Annotated in this window: 17 protein-coding genes and 1 riboswitch; of the genes, 6 read left to right on the forward strand and 11 right to left on the reverse strand. The window is 62.4% G+C overall.

Going from position 1 to position 19710, the window contains the following annotated elements; all coding sequences use genetic code 11:
- Positions 1-328: 328 nt before the first annotated feature.
- The 3 genes from cpdA to J3361_RS04400 form a co-directional block, all read right to left on the reverse strand.
- Positions 329-1144 carry a 3',5'-cyclic-AMP phosphodiesterase gene (gene cpdA / locus J3361_RS04390; RefSeq protein ID WP_207962798.1) on the reverse strand — a complete coding sequence of 272 codons (816 nt, stop codon included), beginning with the start codon at positions 1142-1144 and terminating at the stop codon, positions 329-331.
- A gap of 99 nt (positions 1145-1243) precedes the next feature.
- Complete coding sequence (locus J3361_RS04395; RefSeq protein ID WP_024618006.1) at positions 1244-1696, reverse strand: DUF1249 domain-containing protein; 453 nt, start codon at positions 1694-1696, stop codon at positions 1244-1246.
- Positions 1687-2304, reverse strand: coding sequence for an NUDIX domain-containing protein (locus J3361_RS04400; protein WP_207962799.1), 618 nt, complete (start codon positions 2302-2304; stop codon positions 1687-1689). Before J3361_RS04400 ends, J3361_RS04395 begins: the two co-directional genes overlap by 10 nt.
- A gap of 214 nt (positions 2305-2518) precedes the next feature.
- On the opposite strand from J3361_RS04400, the gene J3361_RS04405 reads away from it, so the two are divergent.
- A complete protein-coding gene (locus J3361_RS04405) occupies positions 2519-3265 on the forward strand; it encodes a DUF3298 domain-containing protein (protein ID WP_207962800.1) in 747 nt (248 codons plus the stop codon).
- Here the strand turns inward: J3361_RS04405 and cytX are convergent.
- The gene (cytX, locus tag J3361_RS04410; protein WP_207962801.1) at positions 3234-4514 is read right to left on the reverse strand and encodes a putative hydroxymethylpyrimidine transporter CytX; all 1281 of its coding nucleotides are present in this window, start codon (positions 4512-4514) and stop codon (positions 3234-3236) included. The two genes, J3361_RS04405 and cytX, sit on opposite strands and share 32 nt — an antisense overlap.
- Positions 4515-4887: 373 nt before the next feature.
- The gene (gene thiC, locus J3361_RS04415) at positions 4888-6777 is read right to left on the reverse strand and encodes a phosphomethylpyrimidine synthase ThiC (RefSeq protein ID WP_207962802.1); all 1890 of its coding nucleotides are present in this window, start codon (positions 6775-6777) and stop codon (positions 4888-4890) included.
- Positions 6778-6938: 161 nt separating this feature from the next.
- A riboswitch (TPP riboswitch) is annotated at positions 6939-7044 on the reverse strand.
- A gap of 156 nt (positions 7045-7200) precedes the next feature.
- Here thiC and J3361_RS04420 point away from each other — a divergent pair.
- On the forward strand, positions 7201-8640 hold the full coding sequence (locus J3361_RS04420; protein WP_207962804.1) for a TolC family outer membrane protein: 1440 nt from the start codon (positions 7201-7203) through the stop codon (positions 8638-8640).
- A gap of 175 nt (positions 8641-8815) precedes the next feature.
- Here the strand turns inward: J3361_RS04420 and waaA are convergent, their stop codons facing one another.
- The gene (gene waaA / locus J3361_RS04425; protein WP_207962807.1) at positions 8816-10090 is read right to left on the reverse strand and encodes a lipid IV(A) 3-deoxy-D-manno-octulosonic acid transferase; all 1275 of its coding nucleotides are present in this window, start codon (positions 10088-10090) and stop codon (positions 8816-8818) included.
- Positions 10091-10112: 22 nt separating this feature from the next.
- Positions 10113-11003, reverse strand: coding sequence for a LysR family transcriptional regulator (locus J3361_RS04430; RefSeq protein WP_207962809.1), 891 nt, complete (start codon positions 11001-11003; stop codon positions 10113-10115).
- Between the two features lie 103 nt (positions 11004-11106).
- Between J3361_RS04430 and J3361_RS04435 the strand changes: the two genes are divergently transcribed.
- From J3361_RS04435 to J3361_RS04450, 4 genes are all read left to right on the forward strand, one after another.
- Positions 11107-11439 (forward strand): multidrug efflux SMR transporter, encoded by a 333-nt coding sequence (locus tag J3361_RS04435; protein ID WP_003197153.1) that lies wholly within the window; start codon positions 11107-11109, stop codon positions 11437-11439.
- A gap of 259 nt (positions 11440-11698) precedes the next feature.
- Complete coding sequence (locus J3361_RS04440; RefSeq protein ID WP_207962811.1) at positions 11699-12874, forward strand: FAD-dependent oxidoreductase; 1176 nt, start codon at positions 11699-11701, stop codon at positions 12872-12874.
- Entirely contained in the window at positions 12871-13683 is an 813-nt protein-coding gene (locus tag J3361_RS04445) for an aldo/keto reductase (RefSeq protein WP_207962813.1), read from the forward strand. The genes J3361_RS04440 and J3361_RS04445 overlap by 4 nt, the downstream gene beginning before the upstream one ends.
- 34 nt (positions 13684-13717) lie before the next feature.
- Positions 13718-14683, forward strand: coding sequence for a hypothetical protein (locus J3361_RS04450; protein WP_053117832.1), 966 nt, complete (start codon positions 13718-13720; stop codon positions 14681-14683).
- A 164-nt stretch (positions 14684-14847) separates the two neighbouring features.
- On the opposite strand, the gene hldE is transcribed toward J3361_RS04450, so the two are convergent.
- The 4 genes from hldE to msbA form a co-directional block, all read right to left on the reverse strand.
- Positions 14848-16269 (reverse strand): bifunctional D-glycero-beta-D-manno-heptose-7-phosphate kinase/D-glycero-beta-D-manno-heptose 1-phosphate adenylyltransferase HldE, encoded by a 1422-nt coding sequence (hldE, locus tag J3361_RS04455; RefSeq protein WP_207962815.1) that lies wholly within the window; start codon positions 16267-16269, stop codon positions 14848-14850.
- Positions 16270-16368: 99 nt separating this feature from the next.
- The gene (gene cysC / locus J3361_RS04460) at positions 16369-16977 is read right to left on the reverse strand and encodes an adenylyl-sulfate kinase (protein ID WP_207962817.1); all 609 of its coding nucleotides are present in this window, start codon (positions 16975-16977) and stop codon (positions 16369-16371) included.
- Positions 16970-17674, reverse strand: coding sequence for a sulfotransferase family 2 domain-containing protein (locus J3361_RS04465; protein ID WP_207962821.1), 705 nt, complete (start codon positions 17672-17674; stop codon positions 16970-16972). The genes cysC and J3361_RS04465 overlap by 8 nt, the downstream gene beginning before the upstream one ends.
- 216 nt (positions 17675-17890) lie before the next feature.
- Positions 17891-19696, reverse strand: coding sequence for a lipid A export permease/ATP-binding protein MsbA (gene msbA, locus J3361_RS04470; protein WP_207962822.1), 1806 nt, complete (start codon positions 19694-19696; stop codon positions 17891-17893).
- Positions 19697-19710 lie beyond the last annotated feature (14 nt).

Consider the following 19710-nt stretch of genomic DNA (forward strand, 5'->3'; position numbering starts at 1 on the left):
GTGGGCATCCCGGCATGGATGCCGGGATAGCCGCGCTGGGCCATGGATGGCCCTTCGCGGCGGGCCCACGGAGCAATGCCGGAGTGAGGGCATGCCGAGCCTAGGCGAGGCACCGAGTGGTGGGGCAGAAGCGTTTTGGTTACTTTTGACTGGGCCGGCTTCCGGGCTTTTCAAAAGTGACCCGCCGTCAGGGCGGAACCCTAAGCGGCCGTTACCGCAGCAATGGATATGTACTCAGTCAGACCGCCATCGCGAGCAAGCTTTGCTCCCACAGATCTGAAAGATGTACAACCGGGAGAGACAGGCCGGCTGTCAGGCCGCCTCGTCCTCAGTACCCGTTGGAGCCATAGTCCGGGGTAAACGCAAACCCAACCACCCGCTCAACCCCCGTCTCCAACCGCCCATCCGGCAACAACCGCAACCACCGATACCCCGGTGCCTGCGAGCCCACCGCAAAATCCTCACTCCCCGGCTCAAACTGAATACAGGTCGAAGGCGAAGCCAACAAACGAACCCCCTCGTGCACCCGGTCTATCTCCTGATGCACATGCCCCCACAAAACCGCCCTAACCTGGGGAAACCGATCCAACACCGCAAACAGCGCCTCAGGATTACGCAACCCGATCGGCTCCATCCACGCACACCCAATCGACACCGGATGATGATGCAGACACACCAGATGATGCCGCTCCGGCGCCTCGCTCAAGGCATTGGCCAACAGAATCAACTGCTCCTCGGCCAAAAAACCCGGCACCGAACCCGGCACGGCGGAATCGAGCATCGTCACCCGCCAATTGCCAATGTCCACCACCGGATCAAGCAACGTACTCTTGACCGCCGCCTCGAGCATCACCTGCGGCTCATCATGGTTGCCGGGAATCCACCGCGCCGGCGCGTCGATTCGTGCAGTCAGTTGCCGAAACGCCTCATAGGATTGCAGCGTGCCGTCCTGGGACAAATCCCCGGTGGCTAGCATCAGGTCAATGTCCGGCTGCTGCTTGAGCACCAAATCAATGACCGCCCGCAAACTGTCACGGGTATTCATGCCCAGCAACGAGGCATCGGCCTCGGCGAACAAATGGCTGTCAGACAGTTGGACCAGCAACGCCGCATCGGCAGTGGTCAAGCTGGATACGCTCGGCAAATCGCTTTCTCCCAGGCGCAATCACGCCGTTGCATGAAGCGGCAATTATGCTGGGGGACGATCGAAAGGGGAAACCCGCGAACCGGAACCGGTTCACAACTACCGAACGACTTCGAACTCGTGGCCCAGCGCCAGGCAATGACTCAGCCACTCGCCCAGGAACAGGTTCAACTGGGCTTTTTCATCCGGCTGGTGCATTGACGCATTGGGATAAGGATAGATGCCACGAAAGCGTCGTGCATGTTCGGCGCTGACGACTTCGGCCATGCGCGCGTCGTGATAGACCTGCACTTCCAGTTGCGGCACCGGCAGCCAGGGCAGACTGTGCTCCTGGCGGACCTGCAAGGTGGTGGTGTAGGGACACGTCTGCAGCACTTCCAGGGCCAGCACACCGAGCATCTGGTCGCCGTGGGTCACGGCGATACGGCGAGGCAACGGATCGTTGCGCATGTCCGGCAACAAGCGCATCAGGCGGGCGTAGTTGGCCTCGCAGGCGGCCTGCAACCCCACCAGATCGACGCGATAGCGGTCGCGCAGCTTGTTCAGGACCATAGCCCCCTCACTTCATCGCGATTCAAGGCCAGCCATTGCAAGGCAATGATGCTGGCCGCGTTGCAGATACGTCCGTCGCGCACGGCTTGCAAGGCATCTTCGTAGGCCCAGACCTTTACCCGAATGTCCTCGGCTTCCTCCAGAAGGCCATGCAGGCCGCCTGCCCCCGTGCTGTCGCAACGCCCCAGGTACAAATGTACGAATTCATTGCTGCCGCCCGGCGATGGAAAATATTGGGTCATCGGCCAGAGCGCAGCGAAGACAAGCCCAGCTTCCTCCTGCGCTTCGCGATGAGCAACCTCTTCCGGTTGCTCGTCCTTGTCGATCAGCCCGGCCACCAACTCTACCAGCCAGGGGTTGGTGGTCTTGCCAATGGCCCCCACGCGAAACTGCTCGATCAACACCACTTCATCGCGCTGCGGGTCGTAGGGCAGCACACACACCGCGTCATGACGCACGAACAGTTCACGGCTGATCTCACGGCTCATGCCACCGGCAAACAACTCGTGGCGCAAGACGAGGCGGTCGAGCTTATAGAAACCCTTGTAGCAGGTCTCACGCTTGACGATGTCCACGGCGTTCGGTGTGGCGTTGGCGAAATCGGTCATGACAATCCTCGTGTGCAGTCGATCGATACGAGGTTCCAACCTCGGCTTCGCGCCATCCTAACGCGCTCGAACCCTTTGGGGCAGCCCCCTTCCAGTGATCGGGATGGACGGCTGCGCTTAAAATCACTCTAATGAGCTTAGTGGCGAACTGATTGCCTTGCCGACAGTCGAAGCGGGTAACTTTTTGCCTTTCCGTGTTTCATGAAGGACGCCCATGTCGCTTTTCAAAACTGCCTCCGTGGCCGCCATTGCCCTGACCCTGGGCGCTTGCCAAAGCCTGTTCCAACCCAACTATCGCGCACCGCTGGAGACCACTCGCGACGCTTCGGAACAACTGCAACCAGGTTGCGCCAGTGCCGACTGCCCGTTGGTGAACATCGATACCCTGCACTTTCCTGCCGAACCCGCCCTGGACGGCATCATCGAAAAACGCCTGCTGCAAATGACCCGCACCACCCCGGACGCCCCGGTGGCGCCGACGCTTGCCGCCTATCGCGAGCAGTTTCTGCGCAGCGCCGCACCGCGCAACAGCAGCTATTTGCAGGCCAAGGTACGCGAGCAGCATGACGGCTTGGTGATCATCGAACTGTCCAGCTACCTGGACACCGGCGGCGCCCACGGCACGCCGGGGCGCGGCTTCATCAACTATTCGCGCCAGCAACACAAGGTGCTGACGCTCGCCGACATGCTGCTGCCGGGCCAGGAAGAAGCCTTCTGGAAAGCCGCGCAAGTGGCTCACAACAGCTGGCTGATCAGCACCAAGCTGGATCAGGAACCCGACTTCCTGAAGCAATGGTCCTTCCAGAAAACCCCAAATATCGCGCTGACCTACGGCGGGGTGATCCTCAAGTACGAAGTGAGCACCATCGCGCCATACGCCCTGGGTCACATCGAACTGAAAATCGCCTACCCCCGCCTCAACGGCATCCTCAAGCCCGAGCTGTTCCCTGGCCGTAGCTGAAAGCCCGGCCCAGCAACAGTTGCAGCAACCCTGCCAGGATCAACGACGGCAGGGTTGCGCCGACGTCCGGGTAGAAGTTGGCCAGCAGATGATAAGTGCTCACCCCACCCAACCACGCCAACAGGGCCGGCCAGCGCAAAGCGGCTGACACCACTTGGCTGCTGCGTTTGCGCAGGATGAAGTGGTCCACCAACACCACGCCGAACAGCGGCGCGAACACCGAGCCGATCAGCAACAGGAAGTTCTGGTACTGCGCCAACGGTGCAAAGCAGGCGATCAAGGTGCAGATGACGCCAATCGCCAAGGCCAGGTGCTCGACCTTCAACCCCGACAACATGCCCGTTGATACCGCCGCCGAGTGGATGTCGGCGAAGGCGTTTTCCGACTCGTCCAGCAGAATCAGCAACAGCGGAATACCCAATCCAGCACCCGCCAGGGCCAGCAGCAACGCGTTGACTTCGCCGCTCGGCGCGAACGCCAGGGTGTAGGCCACGCCCAGGCTCATCAGCCAGAAGTTACCGATGAAGAAGCCCACGGCAGTGCCGCCGAAGACGTTTTTGGCGCGCTTGCCGAAACGCGAGTAGTCGGCGATCAGCGGCAACCACGACAGCGGCATCGCGATGGCGATATCGAACCCCACCGCCAACGGCATCGAACCGTCGCCCGCCTGTGCCCACAGCGCGACCAGGTCAGCCTTGGCGAACAGGTTCCAGGTCAACCAGATGCAGGCCGCCAACAGCAACCAGATGCCCCACTTGCGCAGGACCTTGCGCACGAAGGTCAGCGGCCCGCTCACGGCGAGCAGGGTCGCCAGGGCGCCGAAGAACAGCGTCCATAGCAGCGGGTTGGACCCCAGGCTGCCTTCGCTGAAGGCCCGGGCACCGAGCAGGCTGGCGGCGTCGCGCATAACGATGATTTCGAACGAGCCCCAGCCGATCAGTTGCAGCAGGTTCAACACCGCCGGCACGCTCGCGCCCTTGCCGCCGAGGCTGAGCTTGAGCGCGGCCATGGCCGACAGGCCGGTGTCGCTGCCGATCACCCCGACCGCCGCCAGCAGCAGGACGCCCACCAGCGTGCCGAGGAAAATCGCCAGCAACGAACCGCTCAGGCCCAGGCCCGGCGCGAGCAAGGCGCCGACCTGCAAGACCATCAGGCCGATGCCGAGGGAGAACCACAGGGAAAACAGATCGCGGGCGCCGAAGACGCGTTTGTCGGTGGGGACCGCGATGTCGGGGGAATAGGTGTTCAAGAGAAGGATCTCGGTGGGAAAAGGGTTGCAAGCTTCGAGCTGCAAGCCTCAAGAAAAAGCGGATCGCGCTTTTGCTTCTAAACTTGCAGCTTGCTGCTTAAAAAGGGTTACAAGCTGCAAGCCTCAAGAAAAAGCAGATCGCGCTTTGCTTCTAACTTGCAGCTTGCCGCTTGGAGCTTGCCGCTTAAAAAGGGTTACAAGCTGCAAGCTGCAAGCCTCAAGAAAAAGCAGGTCGCGCTTTGCTTCTAACTTGCAGCTTGCCGCTTGGAGCTTGCCGCTTAAAAAGGGTTACAAGCTGCAAGCTGCAAGCCTCAAGAAAAAGCAGATCGCGCTTTTGCTTCTAACTTGCAGCTTGCCGCTTGAAGCTTGCCGCTTAAACTTTCCTATAAAGCTGACTACCTTCCTTCTTGAACCGCTCAGCCTGCTCCGCCAAGCCCTGGGCGACATCGACATCCACCGCTTCAATGCGCTGGTTCGCCGCGTACTCGCGCACTTCCTGGGTGATTTTCATCGAGCAGAATTTCGGCCCGCACATCGAGCAGAAATGCGCCACCTTGGCCGAGTCCTTCGGCAGGGTTTCGTCGTGATACGAGCGGGCAGTGTCCGGGTCGAGGCCGAGGTTGAACTGGTCTTCCCAACGGAACTCGAAACGCGCCTTGCTCAAGGCATTGTCGCGGATCTGCGCGCCCGGGTGACCCTTGGCAAGGTCGGCGGCGTGGGCGGCGATCTTGTAGGTGATGATCCCGGTCTTGACGTCATCCTTGTTCGGCAAGCCGAGGTGTTCCTTCGGCGTGACGTAGCAAAGCATGGCGCAACCGAACCAGCCGATCATCGCCGCACCGATGCCGGAGGTGATGTGGTCGTAGCCCGGCGCGATGTCGGTGGTCAGCGGGCCGAGGGTGTAGAACGGCGCCTCGTCGCAGCACTCGAGCTGCTTGTCCATGTTCTCTTTGATCAACTGCATCGGCACATGGCCAGGGCCTTCGATCATGCATTGCACGTCGTGCTTCCAGGCGATCTTGGTCAGCTCGCCGAGGGTTTCCAGCTCGCCGAACTGCGCTTCGTCGTTGGCGTCGGCAATCGAACCCGGACGCAGGCCATCGCCCAGCGAGAAGCTGACGTCGTAGGCCTTCATGATTTCGCAGATGTCTTCGAAGTGGGTGTAGAGGAAGTTTTCCTTGTGGTGCGCCAGGCACCACTTGGCCATGATCGAACCGCCACGGCTGACGATACCGGTGACGCGCTTGGCGGTCATCGGCACATAACGCAGCAACACGCCGGCGTGGATGGTGAAGTAGTCGACGCCCTGCTCGGCCTGCTCGATCAGCGTGTCGCGGAACAGCTCCCAGGTCAGGTCTTCGGCCACGCCGCCGACTTTTTCCAGGGCCTGGTAGATCGGCACAGTGCCGATCGGCACGGGCGAGTTACGGATGATCCACTCGCGGGTTTCATGGATGTGCTTGCCGGTGGACAGGTCCATGACCGTGTCCGAACCCCAGCGAATGCCCCAGGTCAGCTTCGCCACTTCTTCTTCGATGGACGAACCCAGCGCACTGTTGCCGATGTTGCCGTTGATCTTCACCAGGAAGTTACGGCCGATGATCATCGGTTCCAGTTCGGTGTGGTTGATGTTGGCCGGGATGATCGCGCGGCCCCGAGCGATTTCGTCACGCACGAATTCCGCGGTGATGACCTTCGGCACGCTGGCGCCGAAGCTGTGGCCGGCGTGTTGCTGGTCCAGCAGGCCGGCGGCACGGGCCACTTCCAGCTTCATGTTTTCGCGGATGGCGACGTATTCCATCTCGGCGGTGATGATGCCCTTGCGCGCGTAGTGCATCTGGCTGACGTTGGCACCCGGCTTGGCGCGACGCGGATTGTTCACGTGGGCAAAGCGCAGCTTGGTCAGCTCGGGGTCGGCCAGGCGTTCCTGGCCGAAATTGGAGCTCAGGCCGGCCAGGCGCTCGGTGTCGCCACGGGCTTCGATCCATGGCGAGCGCACGTCGGCCAGGCCTTTGCGCACGTCGATAATCACGTTCGGGTCGGTGTACGGCCCCGAGGTGTCGTAGACCACCACCGGCGCGTTGATTTCACCGCCGAAGTCAGTGGGGGTCACGTCGAGGCTGATTTCGCGCATGGGCACGCGGATATCCGGGCGGCTGCCCTGGACATAGATTTTTTGCGAGCGGGTAAAGGGCTGAACCGATTGTTGATCGACCTGGGCCGATTCACTGAGGTTGGTCGCGTTTTTTGATTTTGTCGTCATCACGGGCTCTCCAGACACACATCCAGGCAGTGGATTTTTGTCGGAGCGAACCTGTAACGAATGGACGCGTCCCTGCACGGAAGTGCGGACGCTGTGCTTGCTGCTCGAGTGCGTTCAATGATCGAACGACATCCCGGACGAAGCACAAGAGGACTCGCCGGGTGACGAGAAATCTTGTTCCCTACGCAGGCGCTAACCTGATCAGGTTCAACGGGATCCGAAATTATTCGATCTCAGCCTCATAGCAAGGCACCCCGACAAGAACCCGGCCAGTCTAGACACAACCACGACAGAACGCCATCGCCAGGGCAAAAGGCGTGATGAATGGCGCATATACAGGATTGTTGCCGTGCCCAGGCGCAACTACACTCGCTACGCCGCGCGCCTGTTATGCGCATTCAATTTGAACGTAGGGATCGCCTCATGTTGCGCAAACTCTCACTGGCCCTCGCCGTGTCTTGTGCGTCCAATGGAATGGCCTGGGCCGCCGAAGCGCCTTTATCCACCCTGACCGACCTGGTCAGCGTGTACCAGGAAGCGGTGGACAACAACGCCGACCTGGCCGCCGCCCGCGCCCAGTATGGCGCCCAGAAGGAAGTGGTGCCCCAGGCCCGCGCCGGGTTGCTACCCAACCTTTCGGCCGGTGCCGACCTGAACAACACCCGTACCGAGCTCGACCAACCGGCGATGACCGCCACCCGCAGCTCCACGGTCTACCAGGCCACGCTGTCCCAGCCGATTTTCCGCGCCGACCGCTGGTTCCAACTGCAAGCGGCCAAATCGGTCAATGAGCAGGCATCGCTGCAGTTGTCTGCCACCGAGCAGAACCTGATCCTGCAAAGTGCCGAAGCCTATTTCAATGTGCTGCGCAGCCAGGACAACCTGGCCTCGACCAAGGCCGAGGAAGCCGCGTTCAAGCGCCAGCTCGACCAGTCCAACGAACGCTTCGACGTGGGCCTGTCGGACAAGACCGACGTGCTGCAATCCCAGGCCAGCTACGATACCGCGCGGGCCAACCGGATCATCGCGCAACGCCAGGTCGAAGATGCTTTCGAAGCGCTGATCACCCTGACCAACCGCCAGTACAACTCGATCCAGGGCGTCGTCCACACCCTGCCGATCCTGCCGCCGGCACCCAACGACGCCAAGGCCTGGGTAGACACTGCCGCCAAGCAGAACCTCAACCTGCTGGCCAGCAATTACGCCGTCGACGCCGCCGAAGACACCTTGCGCCAGCGCAAGGCCGGGCACGCGCCGACCCTCGATGCAATCGCCCAGTACCGCAAAGGTGACAACGACGGCCTCGGCTTTACCAACCCGAGCCCCACCGGCCAGCGCTACGGTGGCGACGCGGAGCAACGCACCATCGGCCTGCAATTGAGTATTCCGATCTACAGCGGCGGGCTGACCAGTTCCCAGGTTCGCGAGTCCTATTCGCAACTCACCCAGACCGAACAGCAACGCGAAGCCCTACGCCGCCAAGTAGTGGAAAACACCCGTAACCTGCACCGCGCGGTGAACACCGATGTGGAACAGGTCCAGGCCCGGCGCCAATCGATCATCTCCAACCAGAGTGCGGTGGACGCCACGGAAATCGGCTACCAGGTGGGCACTCGGAATATCGTCGATGTGCTGGACGCCCAGCGCCAGCTGTACACCTCGGTGCGCGACTACAACAACGCCCGGTATGACTACATCCTCGACAACCTGCGCCTTAAGCAGGCGGCCGGGACCTTGAGCCCGGCGGACTTGCAGGACCTGTCGCGCTACCTCAAGCCCGACTACAACCCGGACAAGGACTTCCTGCCGCCGGACTTGGCACAGGCGGCGGCACAGCAGTTGCGCTCGCGGCCAGCGCAATAACCTCACCGAGGGAAGGCTTGTCCAGCCCCCCCTGTGGGAGCAAAGCTGGTGTGGGAGCAAGGCTTGCCCGCGATGAATACAGCGCGGTCTCTCTGGAACCGAGGCGCTTGTATCGCGAGCAAGCTTTGCTCCCACAGGAGGTTCTGGAAAAGCCTTCCCTTGCTTCCCTAGAGACTCAGTCGAGCAACCGCCCCAACCCATCCAGCAACCGCTGCAACGCGCCCTGATTGCGGCGCATCACCGCAAGCCCCGCCTCGGCCATGCGCTGAGCATCCCGAGGCAGTTCGAACAGGCGCTGGACCGCCAGGGCCAGGCTTTCGGCATCCTCCACTTCCGCCAGCGCCCCGGCGGCACGCAGTTGCGCAGCGATCTCGAGAAAATTGAACAGGTGCGGCCCACTGAGCACCGGTTTTGCCAGGGCCGCCGGCTCGAGCAGGTTGTGCCCACCGTTGGGCACCAGGCTGCCACCGACAAACGCGCTGTCGGCCAACGCGTAGAGAAACAGCAGTTCGCCCATGGTGTCGCCGAGCAACACCGAAGCCTGGGCGGTGACCGGTTGCCCACTGGAGCGCCGCACCGTGACCAGACCCTCGCTTACACACAGTTGATGCACTGAGTCGAAGCGCTCGGGGTGACGCGGCACCAGGATCAGCAACGCATCGGGATAACTGTCGAGCAACCGACGGTGGGCGGCCAGCACCACTTCGTCCTCGCCCTCGTGGGTACTGGCGGCGATCCACACCGGGCGGTCCATCGCGTGCCACTCACGGCGCAAGGCACTGGCACTTTCGAGCAACTGCGGGTCGATGGTCAGGTCGAACTTGATCGAGCCGGTGACCTCGACGGTTTCCGCCCGAGCCCCCAACTGGCGAAAACGCTCGGCTTCGGCTTCGGTCTGCACGGCGAACAGGTTCATCTCGGCGAGCATTGGCCGGGTGAGCTTGGGAAAGCGGGCATAACCCCGCGCCGAACGCTCCGACAGCCGCGCGTTGGCCAGGGCCACTGGAATGCCGCGCCTGGCGCATTGGTGAATGTGATTGGGCCACAGCTCGGTTTCCATGATCACCGCCAATTTCGGACGGGCCTGGTCAAGAAAACGCTTGGCCGCACACGGCAAGTCATAAGGCAGATAGCAATGCTGGATGCGCGGCTCGTTGGCGAACAGCGCCCGGATCCGCTCCGATCCGGTGGGCGTCATGCAGGTGACAGTGATTGGCAGCTGTGGATAACGTTGCAGCAAGGCGCGGATCATCGGCGCGGCGGCAATGCTCTCGCCCACCGACACCGCGTGCACCCAGATACCCCCCGGGGCCATGGCAGGCAACCCCCAGGAGAACCGCTCGCCAACGCGCCGGGCATAAGCCGGCGCCTTGCGGGCCCGCAGCCACAGCCGAATCGCTACCAGTGGCAGCCCCAGATAAAACAACGCGCTATAGAGAGTTCTGTTCATGGCGGCGGAGTTTATCGGTTTTTCAGCCGATCGCCTGCAACTGCACGGCAAAACGTTCCGCCAGCCAACGGGCGGCCGGGCCCATAGGTTCATCGCGGCGCCAGACCAGTTCCACCACCAGGGCCGGCGGGGTCCATTCGCTGTTGAGCTCGACCATATCCCCCAGGTACGCCGGGTATTGCACCACATGCCGTGGCAGCCACGCCCAGCCCAGGCCACTTCTTAGCCATTCGGCCAACACATAGAAACTGTCGGCCCGCCAGACCTGCGGGCTGGCCTGCTCACTGCCGGGATAAACGCTGGATTGGGTCGCCATCAGCAACTGGCGGTGCCGGGCCATGTCCCGGCAGCTCACATACGCGTGGTTCGCCAAAGGATGGCCCCGGCTACACACCGTGACCATCTCGACGCTGCCCAGCACCCGGCGTTCCAGCGCCTCGGGGATCTGGTCGTGATAGAACAGCAAGCCGAGGTCGGCGCGCCGCTCCACCAGTTTGCGCGCCACATCGCCCTGGGCGGCGCTGGCCAGTTGCACTTCGAGGGTGGGGAATTGCTCGGCCAGGGCCGCCAGGCTGTCGATGACCGGCTGATAGGGCATGGCCTCGTCCTGGGCCAGGCGCAGCGACGCTTCCTGCCCGCGCATCAAGGCCAGGGCCCGACCATTGAGGCGCTCGCACTGGCGCAGCACTTCCCTGGCCTCTTCGAGCAGGGCTTCGCCCGCGTCGGTGAGCCTGGGCTGGCGACCGCTGCTGCGCTCGAACAGGCTCACGCCCAAGTCGTCTTCCAACAAGGCAATCGCACTGCTGATGGCCGATTGCGCCTTGCGCTGGTCCCGGGCCACGGCGGAAAACGAACGCTTCTCGGCGACTTCAACGAACAGCCGCAATTGCTCCAGATTCCACTGCACGTTCATGGCTCAACCTATCTCCAATACAGATAGGTAATGACTTTACCGCATCTGGCTGATCTCTAGAATGGGGCCATCGAAAGACGCAACCGTCGAAGAGGAACCGCCCATGAATGCCTACTACTACCTGGCTATCGCCATCTGCGCCGAAGTCATCGCTACCGTTTCGATGAAGGCGATCAAGGGCCTGAGCACACCCCTGCCCTTGTTGTTGGTCATCGTCGGCTACGGCACCGCGTTCTGGATGCTGACGCTGGTGGTGCGCACCGTACCGGTGGGCGTGGCTTATGCAGTCTGGGCCGGACTGGGGATTGTCATGGTCAGCGTGGCGGCGCTGTTCATCTACGGGCAAAAACTGGACGTGCCGGCGATGTTGGGGATGGCGTTGATTGTTCTTGGGGTTGTCGTGATCCAACTCTTTTCCAAGACTGCTGGGCACTGAAAACACTGCCATTGAGTTGGAACACTCCGATATTGAGCTGGAACGCACTTGTGGCGAGGGAGCTTGCTCCCGCTGGGCTGCGCAGCAGCCCCAAAAAGCTTGGGACCGCTGCGCGATCCAGCGGGAGCAAGCTCCCTCGCCACAAGCAAGCTCCCTCGCCACAAAAGCTTTGCTCCCATGGGCCGACGTTGATCGCCAACAAATGCCCTGCGCAGCGAGTCTGTATACTGCGCCCTCGTCTTGAACACTGAGGTCGCTCATGCCATCCGTTATTTCCACCGACATTCTGATTGTCGGCGCAGGCGTCGCCGGCCTCTGGCTGAACGCCCGCCTGCGTCGCCAGGGGTTCTCGACTGTGCTGGTGGAAAGCGCCAGCCTCGGCGGCGGGCAGAGTGTCAAATCCCAGGGCATCATCCATGGCGGCGCCAAGTACGCCTTGCATGGCGCCCTGACCGGGGCCTCGGAAGCCATCGCGGACATGCCGCGCCGCTGGCGCGAAGCCCTGAAAGGTGAAGGCGAGCTGGACCTGTCCGGCGTACGCATGCTGTCCGACGCCCATTACCTCTGGTCCCCAGGCACCCTGGCCGGCAACCTCACCAGTTTCTTCGCCAGCAAGGCCGTGCGCGGACGGGTCGATCAGGTCAAGGGCGATCAATTACCGCCGGCCCTGCAAGACAAGCGCTTCAAGGGCAAGGTCTATCGCCTGGCCGAACTGGTGGTGGACGTGCCCAGCCTGATCGCGCGCCTGGCTGAACTGGCCGGCGACAGCCTGTTGGCCGGGCAGCGCATCGAGCCACTGCACGAAGCCGGTGAGCTGGTCGGATTGAAGGTCGACGACCGCGAGATCCGTGCCCAGCGCATTATCCTCAGCGCGGGCGCGGGCACCGCCGACCTGCTCAAAGCCCTGGGCCTGGACAAGCCGGCCATGCAGACCCGACCGTTGCACATGGTCTTGGTCAAGGGACCGAGCCTCAAGCCGCTTTACGCCCATTGCCTAGGTGGCGGACCGAAGCCACGCGTCACCGTGACCACCCATCCCGCCGCTGATGGCCAATGGGTCTGGTATCTGGGGGGCGACCTCGCCGAAGGCGATGCCGTCGCCCGCGAGCCCGCTGCGCAGATCGCCGCCGCCCAGAAAGAGCTTGGCCAACTGTTGCCCTGGGTCGACCTCAGTACCGCGCAATGGGCCACGCTGCGGGTGGACCGCGCCGAGCCGCTGCAATCAGGCCTGACCCGTCCGGACAACGCCTTCCTCGCCGAGCAGGATCGCCTGCTGGTGGGCTGGCCGACCAAACTGGCCCTGGCCCCGGACTTCGCCGATCGGGTGGTCAACGCACTGCAACGCGATGGCATCCAACCGAGTCACCCGGCCCCGCTGCCGGACCTGCCTAAGCCGCCCATGGGCGTGCCCGCCTGGGAGCAACTTCTGCCATGAGCCAAGTGACCCTGCATGATTTCCATCGCCCCCTGGGCCATAACGGCCCGCGGGTTTCCCCCCTGGGCCTGGGCACCGTCAAGCTGGGCCGCGACCAGGGCGTCAAATACCCCAACGGGTTTCAGATTCCCGATGACGACGAAGCGCGCATGCTGCTCAAACTGGCGCGTGACCTGGGCATCAACCTGATCGACACCGCGCCGGCTTACGGCCGCAGTGAAGAACGCCTTGGCCCGCTGTTGCGTGGCCAACGCCAGGACTGGGTGATTGTCAGCAAGGTCGGCGAAGAATTCAGCGACGGTCAGTCGCGCCACGACTTCAGCGCGGCTCATACCCGATTCTCGGTGGAGCGCAGCCTCAAGCGCCTGGAAACCGACTATATCGACTTGGTGCTGGTGCATTCCGACGGCAACGACCTGGCAATCCTCAACGACAGCGAGGTCTACCCGACCCTGGCGGCACTCAAGCGCGAGGGCAAGATCGGCGGCTTCGGTTTTTCCGGCAAGACCGTCGACGGTGGCTTGAAAGCCTTGGAGCAAGGCGATTGCGCAATGGTCACCTACAATCTGAACGAACGAAACGAAAAGGCTGTCATTGACTACGCCAGCAAACACGGCAAAGCGATCCTGGTGAAAAAAGCCCTGGCCAGCGGTCACGTCTGCCTGAGCCCCGGAGTAGACCCGGTTCGCGCCAGTTTCGAACTGTTGTTTGAGCATCCTGGGGTCGCCAGTGCTATTGTCGGCACCATCAATCCGCTGCACCTCGCCCATAACGTCGCGACCGTTGCCAAGGTCCTGCGTAAACACTGACGCCGCCTTACGCGGCCTTAAGGAAGGAGCCGACATGCCGCGTACGCTCATCAGAAAGAACCCAAGCAACTTCAAGACCCTGCCCCTGTTCGTCGAAGCGACCCCCGAAGGCCTGACTTACCAGAGCGTCGGGATGCCGCTGAATTTCGCCCAGACCTTGCAGCGCCGCCGCCCTGTCGCCGTGGCCGATGCCGAGCGTTTTTCCCTGGAGCTGGCCAATCTGGGCGTCTCGGTGCGCCTGACCCTGCATTGGCAGAACCGCGACTATTGGGTACTGGTGCGCCAGCGTCGACAGGATCGCGGCGACGTGGTGCTCAAGCTGATTTCCGGCTACGTCCCGGCCCACGAACTGAACCTGCCGCTGCTCACCGCCATCAGCGAAATTGCCGAAGAATGCCTGCTGGAAACCCCTGAAGGCTGGCTGGGTGGACGCTTCAACGACACTTGGCTACCGGCCCCCTACGCCACCGCCTTGCATTATCGCGAAGCCTTGCCGTTTCGCCTGACGCCGCTGTCGGGCTCGGCCCGCCCGGTGCGTAGCGCCAATCTGCAGTTGATCGAGCGGCCACGGGCCTACGTGCACCTGCCTACGGCATCGCTGCAATTGATCTATGACTTGCGCCTGGATGTGCCCAAGGAAGCCAAGTCCCTGAGCCTGTTTCACGTCGATGAGCGCCTGGAAGGCGACCAGTTGGTGGCCCGCCTGGACCGCAAGCGCCCGGACCTGTACCTGATGCCGCTGCAGGACGGGCAGCCCTTGCCCGAGCTGTACACCTTGAAAAAGGATCAACTGCACCCGGCCAGCACCCGTGGCCTGTACCTGGCGGAAAGTTTCGCCCGGCAGGACGGCTGGCTGGTGCGCGACGAGCGGATTCGCTGGAAGGACTGGCTGCGCCAGCAAGGGCTGACGCCACCGGGCAAGGAGTCGGGCCTGACCCGACTCAAGGGCAAGGCGCGGCAGCTGCTCAAGAAGATCGTGCCGCGCAAGGTGGCGCGTTAGGAACCACACGACTCAGAGCGCTTTTGTGGCGAGGGAGCTTGCTCCCGCTGGGTTGCGCAGCAACCCCATTTTTCATGGGCGCTTCGCACCCAAGCGGGAGCAAGCTCCCTCGCCACAAGAAAGCGCCCTGGCAACAACAGCCCCCAGGCTCTACAAATTGCGGCTCAGTTATTGCGGATCTTTTCCACAATCGCCGTCGTCGAGCTGTTTTCCACCAGCCCCAACACTTTCACGGTCCCGCCGTACGCGGTCACGATGTCCGCGCCCACGACCTGGTCGATGCCGTAGTCACCGCCCTTGACCAGCACATCCGGCTTGACCTGGCGCAGCAGGTTTTCCGGCGTGCCCTCGCTGAAGCTGATCACCCAATCCACCGCACCCAAGCCGGCCAGGACCGCCATGCGCCGGTCGACGCTGTTGATCGGACGCCCTGGCCCCTTGAGACGGCTGACGGAGGCATCGTCATTGACCGCGACGATCAGGCGATCGCCCTGGGCCCGGGCCTGCTCGAGGTAGGTCACGTGGCCGGCGTGCAGGATGTCGAAGCAACCGTTGGTGAAGACGATGCTTTCGTTGTGGGCGCGGGCGTCGTCAACGGCCAGCAGCAGTTGCTCCAGGCCCAGCACGCCACGCTCGGAGCCTTCCTCGCGCTGGATGGCGCGGCGTAGCTCGGGGGCGCTGATGGCGGCCGTGCCAAGCTTGCCGACGACAATGCCTGCCGCCAGGTTCGCCAGGGCCACCGCATGGGGCAGTTCCTCGCCGGCAGCAATCGCCGCGGCCAGGGTGGAAATCACCGTGTCGCCGGCACCCGTCACGTCGAACACTTCACGGGCACGGGCCGGCAGGTGCAACGCCGGGTGATCGGGGCGCAGCAAGGTCATGCCGTGCTCGCCACGGGTCACCAGCAAGGCACCGAGGTCGAGGTCTTGCATGAGCTGCGCGCCTTTGCTCACCAAATCGTGCTCATCGACACAACCGCCAACGATGGTTTCGAACTCGCTGAGGTTCGGCGTGATCAGGCTGGCGCCCCGGTAGATGGAAAAATCCTTGCCCTTGGGATCGGCCAGGACCGGGATGCCACGGGCACGGGCAGCCTGGATCAGCGCCTGGTGGTTTTTCAACGCGCCTTTGCCGTAGTCCGACAACACCAGGACCTTGACGCCTTCAAGCAGGTTTTCGACCTCGACACCGAGGGCCAGGGGATCGGTGGCGAACGGTTCTTCGAAATCGATACGCAGCAGTTGCTGGTGACGGCTCATGACCCGCAACTTGACGATGGTCGGCTGGTGCGCAACGCGCTGGAATATCGCCCGTACACCCGCCCCCTTGAGACTGTTGGTCAGGCTGTCGGCGGCCTCGTCGTCACCGGTCACGCCCACCAGGGAGGCCGGTGCGCCGAGGGCGGCGATGTTCAAGGCAACGTTGGCGGCACCACCGGGGCGATCCTCGATGTGCTCGACCTTGACCACCGGTACCGGCGCCTCAGGGGAAATCCGTGAGGTTCCGCCATGCCAATAGCGGTCGAGCATGACATCGCCGACCACCAATACAGGGGCTTGATCGAATCGCGGCATGGACAACTTCATGGAGCATCCCACATACAAAATGAACAGGGGCGCGATATTAGCACAGGGTTGGCGAAGGCTTGTCCATGGCTGCAACGCGAGGCCAGGACGCTGGTTCGATCAGATTTGCAGCAACGCCGATAGCCGCGCACAGGCCTGGGCCAGCTCAACCTCGCTGGTGTCGATCGCGCAGTCCGGCGCAAGTGGCGCCTCGTAAGGGCTGTCGAGCCCGGTGAAGTTCTTGATCCGCCCCGCACGGGCTTCGCGGTACAGCCCCTTGGGGTCACGCTCGGCACAGACGTCGAAGGGTGTGCTCACATAGACTTCCACGAAGGTGCCCTCGGAAAATAACTGTCGTGCGGCCTCCCGGTCGGCGCGAAACGGCGAGATGGCCGCTACGATGACGATCAGTCCGGCGTCGACCATCAAGCGCGCCACCTCGGCAATACGACGGATATTTTCCTTGCGGGCCTCGGCATCCATGCCGAGCCCCCGGCACAACCCCTGGCGCAGGTTGTCGCCATCGAGCAGGGACGTGTGCAAACCCTGTTGGTTGAGCTGCACTTCCAAGGCGTTGGCCAGTGTCGACTTGCCCGCCCCCGACAGCCCCGTCAGCCAGATGCAGCGTGGGCGCTGGGCTTTGATGGCCGCCCGATCCGCCGGCGTAAGCGCCGGTGCATAAGGACGAATCGGTGCCTGCTGCATCGATAGGTTGGACGTTTCATTCATAACCAAGCATCTCGTAATCACGTTGGTATACCCGCCGCACCAGCCGACGGGTCCGCACCGAGCAAATATCCCTGACCGGCACCGTAGCGCGTTGCCAGCTGTGGTTCACATGGGGCAACGTCGCGACCACCCCCAGGTGCTCGCACACCCGCTGATAGTCCCGCCCCAGATATTCCTGATAACCGATGAAGTCCATCGCCAGGTGGCCGAGGGAGTCGGTGAGGAAATCCGTTTGGGCCGCGAAATGCAATTGCCGGGTGATGTTTTCCGGGTGCAGCCACCGTGCGACGAAATCATCGAAGTCGCGGTATTGGCCCACCATCTCCTGCGCCGCATGGTCACGCGGCCCCAACGTGTTGCCCCGCAGGAAAGCATAGGCTGAATACGCTCGTTCCAGCGGATCGCGGACAAAAGCAAATTTGAAACTGGCGGCGTACTGCTGCGCAAACTGCTCCTCGTACCAATACAGCGGCAAGTGCCCCGGACTGTACCCATCGAAAAGCCCCACGCAGACGCTGCTGCCGGCGCATTTAGGTACGTGGATGAACAGGCAGGCGCGTTGGGCAAAAGCTTCGGGGAAACGGCAATTGGCCGACATCGATTTATTCACGACCTGGCGGTCGACAACCGACAAGCGCCCCAACAGAAAGGAGCGCTGCGACTTGGGCAGTAGCTTCCAGAGATAGCGTTGCAGCATTCAAGCACCCGTGCGGGAGGGATGGCCCCCTCGATGACTGGAATTGGTTCAGGAAAAGTCCTGTAGCCAAACCTTAGCAGTCACGGGTCGCGGGTTTATTGTGGATTGGTCAAGACGAGTAAGGCTTTCGATACAAACCCTGGTGGAGCAAGCTCCCACAGTTGGTCTAAGCCGGCCGAGAGAAACGGGCCGGCTACCAGCGCCTGGAGGCCGGACTCAGGCGATATTCTGGGCAGGAGCGTCCAGCCCCATGGCGTGGAGACGCGCGTAGTAACCGTTCTGCGCCAAGAGCTCGCCATGGGTACCCCGCTCAACGATCCGGCCTTGATCCATCACCAAAATCATGTCGGCTTTTTCGATGGTCGACAGACGGTGGGCGATGACCAGGGTCGTACGGCCTTTCATGACCTGATCGAGCGCGGCCTGGATATGCCGCTCGGACTCGGTGTCCAGCGCCGAGGTGGCCTCGTCGAGGATCAGCAGCGGCGCGTTCTTCAACAAGGCCCTGGCAATCGCCAGGCGTTGGCGCTGGCCACCGGACAGCAACACGCCGTTTTCACCCACTTCGGTGTCCAGGCCATTGGGCAACTGCTCGATGAAGTCCATGGCATAGGCATCCCGGGCCGCCTTTTCAATGTCCGCCCGTGGCGCACCGGCCAGATCGCCGTAAGCGATATTGTTGGCGACGGTGTCATTGAACAGCGTCACATGCTGGGTCACCTGGGCGACATGACGCCGCAGGTTACGCAGGCGGTAGTCTTCGATTTCCACGTCGTCGAGCAGGATCTGGCCGACCTCATGGTGATAAAAACGCGGGATAAGACTGGCCAGGGTCGACTTGCCACTGCCCGAACGCCCCACCAGCGCAATCATCTGCCCGGGGGCTGCCGTGAAGCTGATGTCCTTGAGCACCTCGCGGTCGGCGCCCGGGTAGGTGAAGCTCAGGTTGCGCACATCGAGACGACCGCTGACCCGCTCCTGCTCGACTGTCCCCGTATCGACTTCCGGCTCGACATCCAGTTGTTCGAAGATACTCTCGGCACCGGCCACGCCTTTCTGGATGGTGGAGCTGACTTCCGAGAGTTGGCGAATCGGCTTGGGCAGCAAGCCAGCCGCCGTGATGTAGGCCACCAGGTCACCGGCCGTTGCGTCACCGCGCAGGAACAGCACCAGGAACATCAGGGCCGCCATGGCGGTGTAGATCACCAGTTGCAGCATCGGCGTATAGACCGCCCCGGTTCGAGTCATGCGCAATTGCTTGTCGGTATTGCCCTGGCTGGCGCTGGCAAAGCGCTGCTCTTCGTAGGCCTCGCCACCGAAACTGCGTACCACGCGGTAGCCCTGGATGGTCTCGGAAGCAACGTGGGTCACGTCACCCATGGCCACCTGGATCTTTTTGCTTTGCTTGCGGAATTTCTTGCTGGTGCTGCTGACCATGACCGCGATCAGCGGCAGGATCGCCAACATCACCAGGGTCAGTTTCCAGTTCATCCACACCAGGTAGGCGAAGAGGAAAACCACGGTGAGGCCTTCGCGGATCACCACTTTGATGGCGTCGGTGGCCGCACCGGTGACCATGGTCACGTTGAAGGTGATGCGGGAAATCAAGTGGCCGGAGTTGTGGGTGTCGAAGTAGCGGTTGGGCAGCACCAACAACTTATTGAACAACTCGACCCGCAGGTCGTGCACCAGCCCCAAGGACACCCTGGCCAGGTAATAATTACCCAGGAAAGACCCCAGGCCCTGCCAGGCCGCGATCAGGATGATCAGCAGCGGCACCGCCATGAGCAGTTTCAAGTCCTTGAGGTACGGTACGGTGGGAAAGAGCACCGCATCGGGGTTGCTCAAGCCGTCGACGAAATATTTGAGAATCCCGGCCAGCATGGGCTGGGTCGAAGCAAATATCACGAAACCCACGATACTCAGCAGGAAAATGCCCGCGTAGGGTTTGACGTATCCCAGCAACCGAAAATAGATCTTCAGGCTGGAATCCTGTTCCGCTTTGGGCGGTGCGTCACTCATCGTCGGGCTCACTG

Origin of the sequence: Pseudomonas sp. OA65, assembly GCF_017498305.1 — a bacterium.
Taxonomy (GTDB): domain Bacteria; phylum Pseudomonadota; class Gammaproteobacteria; order Pseudomonadales; family Pseudomonadaceae; genus Aquipseudomonas; species Aquipseudomonas zanjanensis.

What these genes read in the sequence shown, in the direction of transcription:
- J3361_RS04395 (WP_024618006.1), bottom strand. Translation starts at nt 1,696, where the DNA reads ATGGTCCTGAACAAGCTGCGCGACCGCTATCGCGTCGATCTGGTGGGG.
- J3361_RS04400 (WP_207962799.1), bottom strand. Translation starts at nt 2,304, where the DNA reads ATGACCGATTTCGCCAACGCCACACCGAACGCCGTGGACATCGTCAAG.
- J3361_RS04405 (WP_207962800.1), top strand. Translation starts at nt 2,519, where the DNA reads ATGTCGCTTTTCAAAACTGCCTCCGTGGCCGCCATTGCCCTGACCCTG.
- thiC (WP_207962802.1), bottom strand. Translation starts at nt 6,777, where the DNA reads ATGACGACAAAATCAAAAAACGCGACCAACCTCAGTGAATCGGCCCAG.
- J3361_RS04420 (WP_207962804.1), top strand. Translation starts at nt 7,201, where the DNA reads ATGTTGCGCAAACTCTCACTGGCCCTCGCCGTGTCTTGTGCGTCCAAT.
- waaA (WP_207962807.1), bottom strand. Translation starts at nt 10,090, where the DNA reads ATGAACAGAACTCTCTATAGCGCGTTGTTTTATCTGGGGCTGCCACTG.
- J3361_RS04430 (WP_207962809.1), bottom strand. Translation starts at nt 11,003, where the DNA reads ATGAACGTGCAGTGGAATCTGGAGCAATTGCGGCTGTTCGTTGAAGTC.
- J3361_RS04435 (WP_003197153.1), top strand. Translation starts at nt 11,107, where the DNA reads ATGAATGCCTACTACTACCTGGCTATCGCCATCTGCGCCGAAGTCATC.
- J3361_RS04440 (WP_207962811.1), top strand. Translation starts at nt 11,699, where the DNA reads ATGCCATCCGTTATTTCCACCGACATTCTGATTGTCGGCGCAGGCGTC.
- J3361_RS04445 (WP_207962813.1), top strand. Translation starts at nt 12,871, where the DNA reads ATGAGCCAAGTGACCCTGCATGATTTCCATCGCCCCCTGGGCCATAAC.
- J3361_RS04450 (WP_053117832.1), top strand. Translation starts at nt 13,718, where the DNA reads ATGCCGCGTACGCTCATCAGAAAGAACCCAAGCAACTTCAAGACCCTG.
- hldE (WP_207962815.1), bottom strand. Translation starts at nt 16,269, where the DNA reads ATGAAGTTGTCCATGCCGCGATTCGATCAAGCCCCTGTATTGGTGGTC.
- cysC (WP_207962817.1), bottom strand. Translation starts at nt 16,977, where the DNA reads ATGAATGAAACGTCCAACCTATCGATGCAGCAGGCACCGATTCGTCCT.
- J3361_RS04465 (WP_207962821.1), bottom strand. Translation starts at nt 17,674, where the DNA reads ATGCTGCAACGCTATCTCTGGAAGCTACTGCCCAAGTCGCAGCGCTCC.
- msbA (WP_207962822.1), bottom strand. Translation starts at nt 19,696, where the DNA reads ATGAGTGACGCACCGCCCAAAGCGGAACAGGATTCCAGCCTGAAGATC.